Here is a 16,908-nt window from a genome sequence, read left to right as displayed (position 1 = left end):
TCTCATAAATTTGTTGGTTAATTTTACATATGGTTAATAGTTATATAATGCTTTGTCAAAAAAGCGTTTTCAAAAATAGAATAAAAGTTCTCATTGATTTTAGTAAATGAATATTCGTAAGGATCTGGAGGAAATTCGTACGCTTTCTGAGTTTTTATATAAAAGAAAAATCCCAAACTACCTAAAATCAGGGCCTGGGATAAGGTTATTAGTTTTTTGTTTTTTCTCAGGAACTTAGCCGTTAAAAATCTATTACTTCTAAGCTTGCTATGTTTCCACATTCACAATGCAATAATAAAACAAAACATCATAACAATTCCGGCCAATGAACATTTGCCGGAATTAAGAATAAATTCGTTAGCTTTTTAAATAAATCTGTTTAAAATCATTGAACCTGAAGATTCTGTAACAAAAGAAGAAAGTCCTCTTTCTTTCGTACCGAAAGCGGAATTGCCACCTTATTCTTCATCACTATGGTATTCCCGCCGTCTGTTTTGATATAGTGATCAAAATAGGCCATATTGATTAAATGGGACTGATGTGTTCTAAAGAAATTAAATGGGGATAATAGGTTTTCATATTCTTTTAAATTGGTAGAAACCACCAGTTTAGGCGCATTAATAAAATAAAAAGTAGTATAGTTTTTATCTGACTCACAGTTTACAATATCCTGGATATTAACAGAATATATCCTATCAGCAGTTTTGAGAATTAAATTTTGAAGATTCTTCGGGCGTTCAAGATTGGCAAATAAATTATTGAGTTTTATATCAAAAAGGTCTTTGCTCAATAGTTCTTCAGCTTTTTCTACTGCTTCCACCAATTCATTGGCATTTAATGGTTTTAATAAATAGTCGATAGCTGAAAAACGGAAAGCTTTTATGGCAAAATCTTCGTATCCTGTAATGAAAATAATTTTAAAGGTAATGGGGCTTAGCTTTTGTAGCAGTTCGAAGCCTGTACCGTCAGGCATTTCAATATCAAGAAAAACAATATCGGGAGATAACTGCCTGATAATTTCAACTCCTGATTCTACAGAATCAGCCTGTCCGATTATTGTAATATTAGGACAGTTGGCTTTAATTAAAGTACAGTTTTTCTTTCTGATTTCCTGATTATCATCAATTACAATAGCTCTTAACATGGTATATTAATTTTCGTGAATGTAGGGTATTTCAAATATAATTTTGGCACCTTGTATATTGCCTTCTGTGTCCGTTTTATTTTCTGATTGTACTTCAAAGTCTTTATTTTGGGTATAATTCAGTAATCTTTCTTTGGTTATTTTCATCGCCATTGATTTATGACCCGTTTGTTTCTTCTCATCATTGAACCCTAAACCATTATCTATTATTTCAAAGAATAATTTCTCTTGACTGAAAGAAAAAGCAATTTCGATCATTCCCTTTTCATCCTTATTTCTAATCCCGTGTTTAATGGCGTTTTCTATAAATGGCTGTGTTAACATTGGGGGTATAAAATAAGACTCTGTATCAGATACATTTACAATATTGATACTATAATTAAACCTGTCATTATAAAGAAGCTGCTGTATGGATAAGTAATTTTCAACCATATCGATTTCCTCTTGCAGCGAGATATAATTCTCATTGGAATTTTCCAGAATTTGCCTTGTTAATTTAGAAAAACTATTCAAATAGGATATGGCAACGTTTTCTTTCCCGTTGATAATAAGACTCTGAATATTATCTATAGAGTTGAAAATAAAATGTGGATTCATTTGAGAAAGCAAAAGTTTCTGTTTTATTCTGTCTTTTTCAAGAATCGTAATTTTTTGCTTCTGCTTGTTATTCCGGTAATAAAAATATCCGCCCAATACTACTGATAACAATACTCCGGAAAGCGCAATCAGCCAGTTGTTTTTAGCTGCTGTTTTCTTTTCTGCATTTAGTTCCAGGTTTAATTGCTTTTTTTGAAAATCATATTTAATCTGCTGCTGTGCCAATGCATTTTTAGAAGCTTCAACATTGCTGGAATCCTGTAGCTTATTTTGAAATTCATATACTTCCAGTGCTTTTTTAAAGTTATTATTTTCTTTATAAACTTTAAATAGCAAGTTTGAGGATTTCTCCTGCAGTTGCAGATTGTTAATTTTTTTACTTATTGAAAACCCTTCTTCCAAAAAGGATTCGGACTTCATAAATTCTTTTTTCCGGTAATATAAATCCCCTAAATTGATATAAGTATTGGCCTTAGATAATTCTCCATCATCCGTTTCCAGAGCTTTTCTTAAAAGTGAATCCGATTCCTCAAATTCTTTTTCCTCCATCTTTACCTGTGCTAATTTATTCAGAATAACACTGGTAGTAGCATAATCTCCAAGTTCTTTGCAAAGGGCAAGAGCTTTGTTGAAATAAGATACTGCTTCAGGATATTTTTTTAATAATAAATAGGAAGATCCACAATTGGAATACACCATACTTAGAGTATATTTATCATTACCCGTCAGGTTTTTCTTTTTTTCAAAGTAATTAATTGTTTTTTTTAAGAATTCAATGGCTTTCAGATATTCTCCCTGATCAATATAAACCGAGCCTATCACTGAATTCACGTAAGAAATTCCTTCCTGATTTTCCTTTTTGTTTTTCTCAAAATATTTCAGTGCAGTAAATAAACATGATATTGCTTTTTCATATTCATTGATGTGAGAATAGAATATACCTTTATTTACAAGGTTATAATTCATTTCATAGTAATCTCCGGTTGATTTGAAAAGAGCTATACTTTTATCAGCATACTCTAATGTTTTCACAACATCTCTTTTGGCTTCATACATTGAAGATAAGTTGCCGTAATAAATTGCTAAGTACTGGGTGTATTTTATTTGTAAATCCTTACTGTTGGCCTTCTTTAAATTTTTGGAAGCAATTTCCCCCATCATTCCTGTCAATACATCAGATGCAGGACTATTTGAAGGTATCTGATCAATCAAATTGGCTATTTTCGATAGCTTGAGGGTGTCATGTATTTTGGGATTTAATATTTCTTTTTTCAAGGAATCAATAGTTCTATCCTGAGCATAAATATTTGAAAAAATAAAAAGCAGAAATGTGGTTACGGTTAGTAGTTTAGTTTTATACATAAATAATAAAAGAAGGAATTGAATTTGGAAAATAAAATTAGCACTTAGAGAATTATTTCTCCTTTAACTTCTTTTTTCTTTAAATTTTCATTAAATATTTTCCCTATTAAATAAAATCGAAGCGCAATATATAAATTAAAATTAAGCTTAGAAATAAACTTTAAATTAAATATTATAAGTTTATCATTATCCAGAAATATTTGTATTTAAACACCACGTCTTGATTAAAATTTTAACATCAATTTTCTACTCTTCCTAAAAGTGGATGCTCTAACCTGAATTTAAAGTGTTGATAAGGATTCATTATTTTCCTGAATTTTATATATAAATACTAAGACAGATTTACACCTTCTCCTTATGGAAATATTACTTTGCCACTGCTAATCCATTGGTTATTATTATTCCATTCTCCACTACAATCACTTTGCATATTCATAATCACTTCCTTCTTATAAACATCTACAATAACACAGAGGTAGTTTTCATATAATTGTTTATTTACTCCATCCTCTACATATCCTTTTGAAATATGGTCCAGTACAATATATCTGCTATTGGGAGAGATCCCTAATATTCCACCATCAGAGTAATTCATACCATATCCTTTTATTTTATATGTTTTATTGCCATTCAAAATAAAAGGGTTCTGATACATTTCAAATTCTTTATTATAAGTTTTGAAGCCCAGCTTGTAGGATTTAGATATAGGAATAAGCGGAGTTTTCCTTCCTGATTGAGAGAAAACAAAAGAAAAGAGCTGTAGTAGAGATAATAGTAGTATTTTTTTCAAAACTTCATCCTTATTTCTGTATCTTCTCATTGCACTACTTTTTTTTCAAATTCTTTAAGAACATTAAAATAATAATTGTCTTTATTCTGCTTGAAATAAAGCCTGTCACCGACAATATTATTTCCAAGGAAGGTCCGTTTAATGATCAGGATATTTTCTCTGCAACAATCTGCTGTAACTTCTATAAGAGCATTACTCCAATAATTGAATGTTTTTAAACTTACATTTTTGCCCAACCACTTATTTTTATTCCTGTCTAATGATAAAAAGATACTGTCATCTGTCACCTTCTGATGAATAATAAGATGGGTCTTCAATGCTTTGTTCCAAATTTTCAGCTCCTGAGCATTAATACAATTAAAACCTGAGCAATTATTACTTTAAAAATTCATTAGAAAATCATATTAAATCCTTTTATTATTTTGTTCTAGTATAAACATATACAGGAACTTTCCTAAGATCTTTTTTCTGAGATTTCATCAAAGAAATATATTTATTGTAATGTTGCTTCGCTTTATCTTTTTCTCCTATATTCCAGTAACTGTCCGCCAAATTAAGATATGTAACAGTTCTGTTGGGAAATTTACTGATTATCTGTGTTAAAAGTTCAATAGCCACTTTCTGATTACCATTATTTAACAGAGCAAATGCTATATTATTATAATCATCAACATTTTTTTGAGATAGAGGATATTTCTTCTTAAAATCCGGCAATACTGTTTCGTTAAAATAGTCTGCCAACAAAGGATAAGCAGATAAATCAGTATAAAGTTTTTTAAGATTTCCATAAGACTGTATTATTCCTTCATGATCAAAAAAATTCAAGGATTTAAACCCTTTAGAATCTATTTCAAAGGTTGCATAATTTATATTTTTAACAGGAAGATTAATATTTTTGGTAAGAATTTTAATGTTTTGGTCTTCACATTCCTGACAAGGATTATAGAAATTAACATTTTTTACATACCAGCTTTTTTTATATAAAAAATTTACTGCACCGTATAATACTCTGTCACCACTATAATGTATCATAATTTCATATGGATTTGAATATTGGATACGGGCATTACTAAGTGCTGTAATCTCAGGCAATTCAATGCTGTCTGTTTTTTTATTTCCAAAATGAATGGTTACAAGATTACTTTCCAACGTAACCTCATCTTGAAGATTATCATGATCCAGGTCATAATAATTGACTTGTGCAGATAAAAACCCAGCAAAAGACAGACAGATAGCTGATACTGTTTTGAAAACCTTATTTTTTAATTTTATCACGGTTGATGCATTTTGTGTTAAATTTAAATACATTTGTTTTTAGTTCATTATAATAAACATTCCTTTCTGCCATTCCGTTTCCTCCTCCATTTACAAATTTTGAGATGATAGAAAGGTATTTATCTCCATAATCGGAAACTTCATTCAAATTCTTATGCAATATCTCTTTATATTTTTCCTTATTAGCTTTGGTTCCATATTCTATTGTTTTGTAAATATCCCAAAACCAGCCAGCAGAATCAATAGCAAAATATAAGCTATTAGCAATCAATCCAGCTCCATCTACATCCACTAAATCAACAACTTTCTCTTTTACTTTTTTCTTCTTTTTATTCAGAACAGGATTTCCTTTATCATCAAGTTTGTCTCTGGTATAGATATATTTTTCCTGATATTGTTTTTTCCTGTCAAAGAGATCCTCTATCTTTTTACCTTGCACCAGCTGAGGTTTCTTTGAAATCACATAGGTAAGATACTCTTTTTGCTGGTCCCTCCATGTCAACTGCATTCCACCTCTTCCTTTATATCTGGGGCCATCACCCGCTACCGTATGCCCATGCTGCTTGGACTCAGGATGATTACCAGGATCATATCCTACTCCACTTGCATATTCCAAAGTTGTTCCCAATCTGGCCGTTTCATGATAGCATTGGGCAAAAAAGTGTATTTTTCTTATACATGTATTGATATGATAAGTTTTAAACATAGTGTTTAGCTCTTCCAATAACCTTTCATAGGTAGTATCTGCAGCGGGTAAAGGGCAGTTTTCATCTGAAAATATGGCTGTAGATTTTTTCTTTTCGGATGCTCTGAGCTGTTTTACAACAAGCTTTAATTCATCCAATGTCATTTCTCTGTCACAAAAGCATTTTCCCTCATCCTTCGGATTCGGAACAGGTGCTCCTTTTGCTTCAATACTATCTGGCTGATGAATTTGTCCGCTATCTGTAATTTTAATATCAATCTGTCCGTAGTTACAAGGAATTGTGCTTTGCTGCAATAACACGAGCTGCTCTTGGGACAGATAAGTGCCTACTTTTTTCCATTCTCCCACTTTCATTACAGAAGCACAAGGCAGCGCAGCATTAGGACTTTTAAGACAGTTTCCTGTAAACACAAGACTTTTAGGGCCTTTTTCCTTTACTGTAGCTGTTTTCTTCTCCTGAATGGTTGGTGTATTGTAATTAACAACCATTATTCCTTTAGGATTGGTACATAGTGTACATTCCAAAGCGGCTGTATCGATGACAACTTTCAGGCTGGCTTCTGCTTTTTCTTTTTCAGCATCCTCCGCTCGTTTATCCTCCATCTTCCTTCTGTTATCCGCCCTCTGTTGCTCATTGTCCGGTACCGTTTCCGGAGTGGTATGATCTCCGTCGTTATTTACCCTACCCATAATAATGAATGTTTTAAATGGAAATTGTTTTTTCTGACTTCTATAAATCCTTCTTCAAGCTGGTCTTCCCCGCTTACAAACAGTCCCCTGAAGTCATCGGTATCTGTTTGTTCAAGATTTTCAGCAGAGATCTTTAACATCATTTTATTACCTTCTCTCACAGGTGTCATAATTTCTGTAAATCCGTCTGGGGATTCTCTTTTCTTTTTGGCATCAAATGCCTGTAGCAAACCGTTGAACAGTAATCCAAACATCTGATAGCTTCCCAGAAAGTCAATCAGTTTTTTTTCATCTTCCAGCAAATTACTAATCTGGCTGAAATAGTGATCTACGGCCTCTCCTTTATGTGTTTCAGACAAATCTGCCTGAATTTTATTCCATCTTAATCGTAAGAAAAGTAAATTATCTACCGTCGTAATATTTCCTTCGTCATCTACCCTGCATTCTATTTCATCAAATAAGTAACTGATCTTTTTTAAAAATTTATCCATGGTTCCTTCTTCTTCGGAAAAATCAAATCGGGTAACCAGGATCTGAAAATCATGCTCTTCTTTTACTTTTCCATAGTAATACACCTCAACTTCTCTTGCGTATTTTTTCTGAGTAGAATACACCGGATTTTTCTGTTCCGTAACAATGGTCTCCAACCGATATATTTTCTGGTGAAGATTCTGTAATATTCCTGACATTGTTAATACACTCTTCTTTGATAATCACTATTAGGGTCCATTCCCATCCAGTCTCTGTTAGCCGACCAATGGAGATATTTATTTCTTATGGTTCTTAATAAGGTCTGTGATTGGTTCACATGAAGACGTACTTCAGGAATATTCATAACGGGATGTTCATTTTCAATAGTTACTGTAGGACTTTCAACAGGATCATTAGCAGCAAGTCTTTCATTTTCCTTTTTAAGGTCAGCATCACTGATAAATGACCATGGCTCTCCATTCCCAAACACATATTTATTGAGAATCTTCTCCGCCTCAACTAAGTTCTTATCGTGGGCTATAGGATAATCATTTACTGTTTTTGTCATTAATTGATGGTCATAAATCCCTTCTCCAAGCTTTTCCATAAACTGAAGCGGGATATAGCTGTATTCTTTTCGGAGGAACCGAACTCCTCTTATTTTACGGTATGCGCTTCCAAATGACAGAATATTAAGAGCTGTATTATGGATGGTAATCTGAGAAGGAGTGAACCAATGTTCATCAATCAATTGTTGCCTCCGTTCCTGTAATGCTCCGAATGATTTGTGGTTGGAGGTCTCAATTTCATCCACCTCTTCTGTTCCGTTTTCGTAAGCTCCTCCGATATCACAGTGAACTCCTGGGAATTCTTTTTCAATAATATGTTGATTATCTTTAGGTTCTTTTACTCCTTTTGAGGTAAATGTGGTTAATGAAAAGTTCTCGCGATGCTCATTTTCTGCCGTGAAATGAACTGCTTTACGGAATGGTCCCGGATTTCTAAGCTGTAATTGCTCCACATCATCAGCAAAGTTACGGGCTGATCCTAATGAAGCGTGCAATATTCCTCTATATCCTACTCTTTCCATGGTTCCCATATCTCCAAACTCTTCATAAGAGGAAACGGTCTCGTAAACTCCTATGAAACGGACTTCCAGCTCCAGATCTTCCAGTTGCTGAACAGATAATATTTTTTTACTTAAAAGATAATATCCCAGAAAGCCAAATTTTGGGAGTTTTCCGTCAACAAGATATTTCGGATCTACTTCTGTTTTATCTTTATCTAACCAGATATCTTCATATTCTGCTACCAATGTTTCATTTCCGTAAGATCCACTTTCTTTATATCCGACTACTTTTCTTGATTTTTTGACCTCAACATCCTGTGTTCTTTTATTACCATTGATCTCATACGCAAAGTTTCTTGCAGCAGCTGCACCGCGGCTGAAACCGAATGTATCTATGGTAATCCTAACCATTTTTTTCTTCGAACTCCCACCCGGAAGAAGACTATTAATTCTGGCGGCAACCATTTCACAACCTCTTCTTACTTTTCCTCTTACTCCTGTTTTTCCGGAACCATACTGAAACCCATCATCCACATCCCTATCGTTATCCACAGTACCTATTCCTTCTACATATACACCATATTTATATTGTTCACAGCTTTTATACATTCTGGCAACATTAGTACTATCGTTACTATAGCTGTTATCTACTCCTTGACTGTCCAGCCATCCTCTATGGCTGCCTCTGAGATACTGAGCATATTCGGAATTGTCATCGTCTTTTAAATTTTCAAACTCTTCTTCCTGTTTTTTCCTTGTTTCCTTTATAGCCTCTTCCTTTTCCAGCATTTTATCTTCGGAATCCATGCGCAGAATTTTATTTTTACCATCTCTGTATTTCTCCCGTAGTTCCGTATTCTTCAGGCTATTTAAAGTACCATCGAAAAAGACTCCTATTTCAAGATGAATTTCATCAATAGGAGGTTTTGCATTCCCTGTGTTGTATACAAAAGTCTTTCCCATAATTTTTGTGTTTAAAAAACTTCTATGCTATCAGCCTTTATGAAAGCTTCTTTACCATTTTCACCTTTCAGTTTTATGGTTAAATAACTATTGGCTTCGTTTACTTTTACAATAATATCTGCCTTGGTTGAATTCGGATTATCGCCAAATACAGTTTTAAATGCTTCAAAGCCTGATTTTTCATTTAAAGTACATTCACCACCATATTCTTTTCCATCCGCTCCCACGAAATCAAATACAATTCTTGTGGGTATTGCTCTCATTTCGTTTTTAGATAATGGGGGTTTAGTAGTTTCAAGCTGTTCCCTTTCTCCATTAATAGTCGTGAGTTTTACATTCGCCAAGGGATATAATTTTGCTTTTTCCGGAAGTTCAAAAACCAGTTTCCAGCTGTATCGTATTCTATAGGTATCCCAAAGTCCGAACGGAATGGGTTTTCCTTTGTTTTCCTCTCTTACTTTTGCAGGAATAATCTGCTCCCGGCTATGAACCATATCCAGATAATCCTTTCTCCAGAAGCGATTCTCATGACTGTCTAACTTTGCAATTTCAGATTCAGGGATCTTTACTTTCTCGGCCTGGTATCTTCCTATTTCTTTTTGATGGCCTATTCCTTCTACCCAAACTACGACAACCCCTCCAGGAGCTAGCCCAATGCCAAATGTATCGTATGTCATATGTTCAATATCACCACTTCCGTTGGTTACCTTAACATCAAATCCTTTTTTAAAATATTCCCTGATCTTATCAGTATCAACAGCTGTATCAATAAGATAAAACTGATTCTCCATATAAGACATCCAGATAAAATCCAAACGGGTAGGAAGACCTTTAAAATTACTTGACATTCCATTACTAACTGTACCCCAGGAATTGGTACCTGGAGTCATTCCATTATCCAGACTTACCCATCCGCCTCCTTCATAGTCAATACCTCCTTTATAGACTTCCATCGGATACCCCAAGGCTGCCGAAGTCCCTTCACTCCATTCGTATTTTGTCATTGGTGTAGTTATTTTATGATCTTTTTTTTCCTGACACGAGATCTGGGTAAAGAACAAAAAGCTTAGCAAATACTTTATTATTTTATTCATAGTAAATATGGTGGTCATCAGTAAATAAACGATATACCATCAATTGTATGTATTATTATCCTTTGTTTACCTTAGCATCTATTTTTCCCAGCATTTTGGCAACTCCTGAACTTTGAAGCAGAATATCTCCATTTTTTGCTTTATGAGTTGTTGTAGATGTAGTTTCTTTGAGGTCTCCTGTTATATTAACTGTTTTATTCTCATTAACCGTCTGCTTATAATTTTTGGACATAAACTTATGATTATTGGTAATGTTCACTGCATTATCATTTCCAACACTTGTTCTCATATTATTTCCTACGTTGATATCAAGATTTTCACCTACATTGAAGGTCATATTTTTAGGAGATGTTACGGTAATATTTCCTTTTCCATCCATGAAATAGTTATTTCCACTGGGATCGATGATGGTAACGCTTCCTTCGGCATCATTCATTAAAACCCTAATCCCGCTTCTGGTTTGAATTGATTTTAAGTGATTGTCTATACCACCGCCAAGAGCCGTTCCGCCATGGAACATTCCGCCCATTACGAACGGGCGGTCCGGATGATTATGAACGAAACCTACCATTACCTGATCTCCTACCTCAGGAATGGCTACATATCCTCTATTCTGAGTAATTTGATCGGTACCTCCGGCATCAGGAGCCATCATTCGGATGAAATTGGTGGTATCATGCAGCTGCCAGTCGAATCTTACAGTAACTCTTCCCTGTCCCAGCGGATCTGTATTCGAGATGACAGTAGCTATCTGAGGTTCTGCAATAGGCACGGTAAAATCAGGAGTTGGAATATATCCTGTATCTGAGGCTATAGCTTCAAATCTTCCTTCATAGCGTCCCAGAGTATCTATTTCATGTGTAACTTCCGTGATCATCAATTTGGTGAAATAAGAAGTCTGATTACTGTCGGTCTTCCGCATATTGATATCAGCAACACATCCCGGATATAAAAAAGGAATGGTGGTTCCTCCTGAAACGGTAAAAACATCTACCGCTCTGCTGCCGGCTGTACTGGTTTGGGAAATGACCACATCCATATCCGTAGCCGCCTTTATTGGGGCAATTTGTAATGATGGAGTTTTAAAGATTTTATCATTATTCTGATAGGCTGTTTTTGCCAGATTTCCTACATGTTTAATAGGGGTTTCTCCGGAAGTGAGCTTAGCATTGGAACTGCTGTTATATCCATAAAAGCGAGGTTTGATATGAACAGCTTTCATTTCCACGTTAATATCTGAAACATTGCTTCCATAGATCAGTTCCAGCGCTTTATTTTGAGGTGGCATATTTCCGAAATGAAGTATTTCTCCGTCATAATAGAATTGCTCACCATAGGCTTCTGCCATTCTGCAAAGATAATTGTAGTGCGTTTCGTTGTATTGGGAGCTGTACAAAATCTGAGCAGATGCCTTTGCATTCACCTTTACATCAAATTTACTGTTTTCGATACCCTGTTTTATCACATCTGTAGCAATAATTCCCATATTAACAGGTTGCTCTCCACCAAAACTTTGGGTATGAGGAGCTGCATCCAGAAGAATGGTAGGGCTGTATCCTTTCAGTACGATATTTCCAAGACTGTGATTTTCCTGACTGAATCCTACTTTTGTAATCACCCCTACGAAGGTTCTTTCAGGGCTTCCTTCTACATCTTTATATTTAAAAACTACGGTTAAGCGTTTTCCCAAAAACTGCTGAGCTTCTTCCAGATCATGGTTTTGTACCCCATCCAAGGTATCATGTGCCAATGTTAGTTCAAAATTATGATGTTTTTTTACACTCTGCTGTAAGCGAAAGTGTTTGAAATGTTTAATCATTTTGCCTTCAATTACGATATCCAGCTTTACTATACGGTTGATTCCAGGAATATGATTCTCCGAAATCTTTTCGGAATTCGAGATATTTTTAGTCATATTAATGTAAGGTGTTTGGTAGGTTTTATTTTTTGAAAAAAATTCTAAAAACAATACCTTTTATATAAAATTATAAATTTTTCACAATATGAAATCTATTTTTACTTGATTTATTTTAACAATCACAGGAAATTAGTAAGAATATTTGCTCAGATTCTGACGTATTTATCAGAGCCAAAAAAACAGAACAGTATCTAATGTACCATTCTGTTTTATATGTACTTGATTTTTTAAAAAACTAGGTTCTTAGGCTGTAGGCCAAGCTCCATGGTAAGCAGAGTTTCCTAAATCAATTTGTTCTGCACTTACAACAAAAGTGATATACATACTGTTTTCATCCACTGCATCGAAATCTACTTCGTGCTGGATTACATAACCGTTTTGCCACTTTAAAGTTGTTAATGTTCCTTCCTCGTGAGATTTGTTGAAAGTAATTTCTCCCACTGTAGGTTTGTACTTTCCGTTTAGTAAGCTTTCCAGAATGTCTGATTTTTCTGTAGCTTCTACTGTAATTTTGATAAGAGCATTAGAAGGATCTGAAGCTACACGTCCTGATACATCTGTAGATCTTGATACGCTGTAGTTAAGCTTTAATAACTTTTGTCCTTCTCCGTTGTTGAATTTTAAAATTCCTCTTGAATTTCTTTCTGCCATGATCGTAAATTTTAATCGTTAATATTGTGTGATTTGATGTTTTATATCACCAAATATAGATCTATTTACAATACAGCCCTACAAATTAAATGGAAATTTCAAAAAGTGTAGTACTTCTACGACTAACAATCGTTAGGCAAAATATAATCTGAAAATCATATACTTATCCTTAAAAAAACTTTAAATAGGGTATTAGAAGCTTAATCTACCTCATGCTACATTCACCCCGAAAAGATGTCCTACCAATGCTGTAATCCCCATGGCCACTGTTCCCCAGAAACAAATTCTCAAGACTGCAATTTTAATACTGGATCCACCAGCTCTGGCTGAAATTGCTCCTAAAAGCATCAAAAATATAATAGAAAAACCATATTGAAAGTAAACCATTTGCTTGATAGGCGCTACAATAGAAACAGTAAATGGCAACAGCGCACCTACAGCAAATGATCCGAATGATGCTATTGCTGCCAGCAAAGGTTTTGCCTGTGTGATTTCATTAATTCCCAATTCATCTCGAGCATGGGCTTCCAATGCATTATGTTTGGTAAGCTCAATAGCAACCTGCATGGCTGTTTCCTTCGTGCAGCCTCTTTTTTCATACACTTTAGCCAGTTCCTGGAGTTCTACTTCCGGCATTTCTTCAAGCTCCCGTTGTTCCCGGATCAGATCTGCCTTTTCCGTATCTTCCTGTGAGCTTACTGAGACATATTCTCCGGCAGCCATAGACATTGCACCGGCAATCATTCCCGCCAAAGCAGCAAGAATAATGATATTCCGCTCCGGCTCTGCTGCTGCTACACCAATAACAATACTTGTAGTGGACAGCAATCCGTCATTAGCCCCCAAAACAGCTGCCCTAAGCCAGCCTATCCTGTTTACATAATGCTTTTCCAGTTGATGATGCATAATTAATTTCTGTATGGTGTTATTTAGATTATAAATAGGGAAATGAAAAGTATAAAATTATTTCAGAGCCACCTCAATAAAACTTTTTAAACTCAGCTTAAAGTTATAAAATGTTTCTTCAAGAATGATTTTAAATTACCCTCAGTTTTTATGAAAAAAAAGCAAGTATTTTATCGTACAAAGTTTGTTCATACCATCAATAAAATAGGATTTAAAACATTAATAGTCAAAACATAAGACTCAAAAAAACCAGCATTATTACGTCAAAATCCTATTTTCTTATCTTTGCATCCGTAAAATCCGATAACAATATCAATGAGTTTATTATATATCAACTGGGATGTTAATCCTGAAATCGTTAATATTTTAGGTGTTTCCATTAAATATTACGGCCTGTTATTTCTTTCAGGACTTGTTTTATGCTTCAATATTTTAAAAAGCATTTATAAAAAAGAAAACTTAAGTATCCAGGCCCATGAGGCCATATTTTCATATGCGCTTATCGGGATTTTAGCCGGTGCCCGATTAGGGCATTGTATTTTCTATGATTTCGATTATTATTCCCAGCATCCTCTAGAAATCTTTTTACCCATTCAAAGAGGTCCAGATGGCGATTACCATTTTACCGGTTTCGCAGGACTTGCAAGCCACGGTGGTGGAATTGGATTAATGATTATGCTGCTCATCTATTCCAGAAAGTTTAAAATACCTTTAATGACTGTTTTGGATGCCATCGCTATTGTACTTCCTTTGGCCGGAGTTTTTATCAGACTGGCCAATCTTATGAATTCTGAAATCATTGGAACTCCTACCAATGTTCCATGGGCATTTATATTCCATCAGGTAGATAATCTTCCGAGGCATCCGACCCAACTTTATGAGGCGATCTCTTATTTTGTTATTTTCCTTCTTGTTTATCTTATTTACAAGAAAGACATTTTCAAAATCGGAAAAGGATTCTATTTCGGGATCAGTATTCTTTTAATCTTTATCATGAGAATTCTGATTGAGTTTATCAAGGTAGATCAAGTAGAATTCGAGCATGGGATGAGCTTAAATATGGGACAGCTTTTAAGTATTCCTTTTGTTCTCCTGGGACTTTTCTTCATTATTAAAAGTGTATGGGAAAAAGGAAAGATGAGAACGTTATAGTTCTCCGTTTCCTTGAATTAAATAAAAAAACTCACTGAAAGTTATTTTCAGTGAGTTTTTTATGTAATGGATTTCCGGTTATCTTGTTGTGTAACCACCGTTGGCAAAGATTGTCTGCCCTGTGATCCACCAACCATCAGTTACCAAAAACTCTACCAATGGAGCAATGTCTTTAATATCGGTAAGTCCACCCAATGCAGATGCTGATTTGTGATAAGCTACCGCATCATCTGTTTCCTGACCATAGAAGAACGGAGTATCCATAGGACCTGGCGCTACAGCTGTTACAGAAATTCCTCTGGCTCCAAATTCCTTAGATGCTGCTCTCGTAAAATGCTCTACCGGTGCTTTTGCTCCTGCATATGTGGAATAAAGCCCTGTATATGCAGCCAGTAATGAAGTTACAATCGTACAAATCTTACCGTGGCCATTTATTTTTTTACCAGCTTCCTGTAAAAAGAAATACGCTGCTTTTGAATTAACATTGAACATGGTATCATACTCTGCTTCCGTAGTTTCTGAGAATGGCTTTTTCAGTACCATTCCTACTGTGTTGATGGCAATATCCACACCGCCAAAACGGGAGATAGTTTCATCAAAAAATTTAGCAATATTATCTACTTTGGTAAGGTCTCCCTGAAAAAGAAATGCTTCAGCACCCAGTGCCTGAACTTCTGCCAGTGTTTTTTCACTTTCAGCTCTGGAGCTTTCACTATTATAGTGTATAGCCAGTTTCGCTCCTTTTGCTGCAAAGCCTTTACTCAATAATCCACCAAGGTTTTTACCTCCCCCGGCTATTAAAACAACTTTTCCTTTTACATCTTGTGTTGACATTTTTTTAATTTTTAATTTGTTGATGAAGCAAAGATGAACAATAAAAGCTATCTCAACATGGTGAATTTTTCGGGAATTTCAAACAGATTCCATTTTAAGCTTAGAAACTCTTGTAAAATATTAAAAATTTATACAAACATATTCCTTTCAATATCCTATTATCTACCAGACAGATAGAGTTTGATTTAGGGTTTTAATATTAAACAGATGCTTAACTTTTCCAGCTTAAGTGAATTTTAGGCACAGCATTTGATGCTCTCCCACCCGTATTAACACACACCATTTCATTCTTAATATATTTTTTTTAATCCTCAGCTTACTGAGGATTTTTGGTAAAAAACATCCATTGCTGCATTATTCATCTGTAAATAAGAACATCCGGTTAATTTTTCATAAAAACCATTTCTGATAATCAATCATTTAAAAACAGTTTTATTCATTTTATTATTGTATATTTGCATATTATTAACCAAAGTCTCTACTTTGTTTTCTGTAACGACTTAGAATATACGTATTCTGTCTTTGCTTTTTGAGCAGCCATATTTTAAACTTTTATTTTTCTACCCAGAACAATACTTGTCGGAATTTTAAAGCTCTGTATGATTAGGAAACCCCACAACAGGAAACATCGACGGACTTTAAGGTCTAAGGCAGACCAGAGTGAACAATACAATTTATAGAAACTAAATACTAAAAATAATTTATGGCAGATTCTTTTTCTAAAAAGGAAAATTTCAAGAAAAAAATTCAAAAGCAAAAAGAAAAAGCGCTAAGACGCGAAGAACGTAAAACGAACAACAACAAAGGAGCGGAGGATGTCTTCATGTATGTAGATGAATTCGGAAGGTTAACTTCTACTCCACCTGAACAAAGACAGGAAGTAAATCTTGATGATATTCAATTGGGAGCTGCTCCTATTATTGAAGAAGATCCAAGAAAAACAGGAATTGTTACTTTCCTTAGTGAAAAAGGATATGGTTTCATTACTGAAGATAACTCCAAAGAAAATATCTTCTTCCACAATAATAACTGTATAGAACCGGTAAAAAAAGGAAACAAGGTTTCTTTTGAAAAGGAAAAATCTCCAAAAGGATTTTCTGCAGTTGAAATCCAGATTGTTAAATAAGATAAACACATTCTGTAATATATTGCAGATATGTTTTTAAACGATACAAAAGAGACCGTCTTAATGACAGTCTCTTTTTTATTAAAACATTGTCTGAAAGCGGAGACCTTTTTACGAAAATCAGATTCTAATGCAATCACATGGGCAACCATCTGTTAAC

Annotated in this window: 15 protein-coding genes; 2 read left to right on the top strand and 13 right to left on the bottom strand. The window is 34.5% G+C overall.

What is annotated here, in order from left to right; genetic code table 11:
* Positions 1–385 precede the first annotated feature (385 nt).
* From CHSO_RS07500 to CHSO_RS07445, 12 genes are all read right to left on the bottom strand, one after another.
* Positions 386–1,144, bottom strand: a complete 759-nt coding sequence (locus CHSO_RS07500) for a LytR/AlgR family response regulator transcription factor (protein ID WP_045494348.1) — start codon at positions 1,142–1,144, stop codon at positions 386–388.
* A gap of 6 nt (positions 1,145–1,150) precedes the next feature.
* Complete coding sequence (locus tag CHSO_RS07495; RefSeq protein ID WP_171817618.1) at positions 1,151–2,953, bottom strand: tetratricopeptide repeat protein; 1,803 nt, start codon at positions 2,951–2,953, stop codon at positions 1,151–1,153.
* Between the two features lie 505 nt (positions 2,954–3,458).
* On the bottom strand, positions 3,459–3,923 hold the full coding sequence (locus CHSO_RS07490) for a hypothetical protein (RefSeq protein WP_045494342.1): 465 nt from the start codon (positions 3,921–3,923) through the stop codon (positions 3,459–3,461).
* Positions 3,920–4,210: a hypothetical protein gene (locus CHSO_RS07485; protein WP_045494339.1), complete on the bottom strand. Its 291-nt coding sequence runs from the start codon at positions 4,208–4,210 to the stop codon at positions 3,920–3,922. The genes CHSO_RS07490 and CHSO_RS07485 overlap by 4 nt, the downstream gene beginning before the upstream one ends.
* Before the next feature lie 100 nt (positions 4,211–4,310).
* Positions 4,311–5,168, bottom strand: coding sequence for a tetratricopeptide repeat protein (locus CHSO_RS24930; RefSeq protein ID WP_171817617.1), 858 nt, complete (start codon positions 5,166–5,168; stop codon positions 4,311–4,313).
* The gene (locus tag CHSO_RS07475; protein WP_045494336.1) at positions 5,149–6,564 is read right to left on the bottom strand and encodes a PAAR-like protein; all 1,416 of its coding nucleotides are present in this window, start codon (positions 6,562–6,564) and stop codon (positions 5,149–5,151) included. Before CHSO_RS07475 ends, CHSO_RS24930 begins: the two co-directional genes overlap by 20 nt.
* Positions 6,552–7,253, bottom strand: a complete 702-nt coding sequence (locus CHSO_RS07470; protein ID WP_045494333.1) for a hypothetical protein — start codon at positions 7,251–7,253, stop codon at positions 6,552–6,554. Before CHSO_RS07470 ends, CHSO_RS07475 begins: the two co-directional genes overlap by 13 nt.
* Positions 7,254–7,255: 2 nt before the next feature.
* Positions 7,256–9,067, bottom strand: a complete 1,812-nt coding sequence (locus tag CHSO_RS07465) for a phospholipase effector Tle1 domain-containing protein (RefSeq protein WP_045494330.1) — start codon at positions 9,065–9,067, stop codon at positions 7,256–7,258.
* Between the two features lie 11 nt (positions 9,068–9,078).
* Positions 9,079–10,071, bottom strand: a complete 993-nt coding sequence (locus CHSO_RS07460; protein WP_232509164.1) for a DUF2931 family protein — start codon at positions 10,069–10,071, stop codon at positions 9,079–9,081.
* A 145-nt stretch (positions 10,072–10,216) separates the two neighbouring features.
* Positions 10,217–12,076 carry a type VI secretion system Vgr family protein gene (locus CHSO_RS07455; protein WP_144428868.1) on the bottom strand — a complete coding sequence of 620 codons (1,860 nt, stop codon included), beginning with the start codon at positions 12,074–12,076 and terminating at the stop codon, positions 10,217–10,219.
* Positions 12,077–12,322: 246 nt separating this feature from the next.
* Entirely contained in the window at positions 12,323–12,730 is a 408-nt protein-coding gene (gene tssD, locus CHSO_RS07450; protein WP_045494324.1) for a type VI secretion system tube protein TssD, read from the bottom strand.
* 210 nt (positions 12,731–12,940) lie between these two features.
* Entirely contained in the window at positions 12,941–13,636 is a 696-nt protein-coding gene (locus CHSO_RS07445) for a VIT family protein (RefSeq protein ID WP_045494321.1), read from the bottom strand.
* A gap of 315 nt (positions 13,637–13,951) precedes the next feature.
* Here CHSO_RS07445 and lgt point away from each other — a divergent pair, with 315 nt between their 5' ends.
* The gene (lgt, locus tag CHSO_RS07440) at positions 13,952–14,788 is read left to right on the top strand and encodes a prolipoprotein diacylglyceryl transferase (protein WP_045494318.1); all 837 of its coding nucleotides are present in this window, start codon (positions 13,952–13,954) and stop codon (positions 14,786–14,788) included.
* A 78-nt stretch (positions 14,789–14,866) separates the two neighbouring features.
* Here the strand turns inward: lgt and CHSO_RS07435 are convergent, their stop codons facing one another.
* Positions 14,867–15,622 carry an SDR family oxidoreductase gene (locus CHSO_RS07435; protein ID WP_045494315.1) on the bottom strand — a complete coding sequence of 252 codons (756 nt, stop codon included), beginning with the start codon at positions 15,620–15,622 and terminating at the stop codon, positions 14,867–14,869.
* A gap of 703 nt (positions 15,623–16,325) precedes the next feature.
* On the opposite strand from CHSO_RS07435, the gene CHSO_RS07430 reads away from it, so the two are divergent.
* Positions 16,326–16,748, top strand: coding sequence for a cold shock domain-containing protein (locus CHSO_RS07430; RefSeq protein ID WP_045494312.1), 423 nt, complete (start codon positions 16,326–16,328; stop codon positions 16,746–16,748).
* The last annotated feature ends 160 nt before the right edge of the window (positions 16,749–16,908 follow it).

This window comes from Chryseobacterium sp. StRB126, from assembly GCF_000829375.1.
Taxonomy (GTDB): domain Bacteria; phylum Bacteroidota; class Bacteroidia; order Flavobacteriales; family Weeksellaceae; genus Chryseobacterium.
The sequence above is the reverse complement of the archived record's forward strand: the minus strand, read 5'-3'. Positions and strand labels throughout refer to the sequence as shown.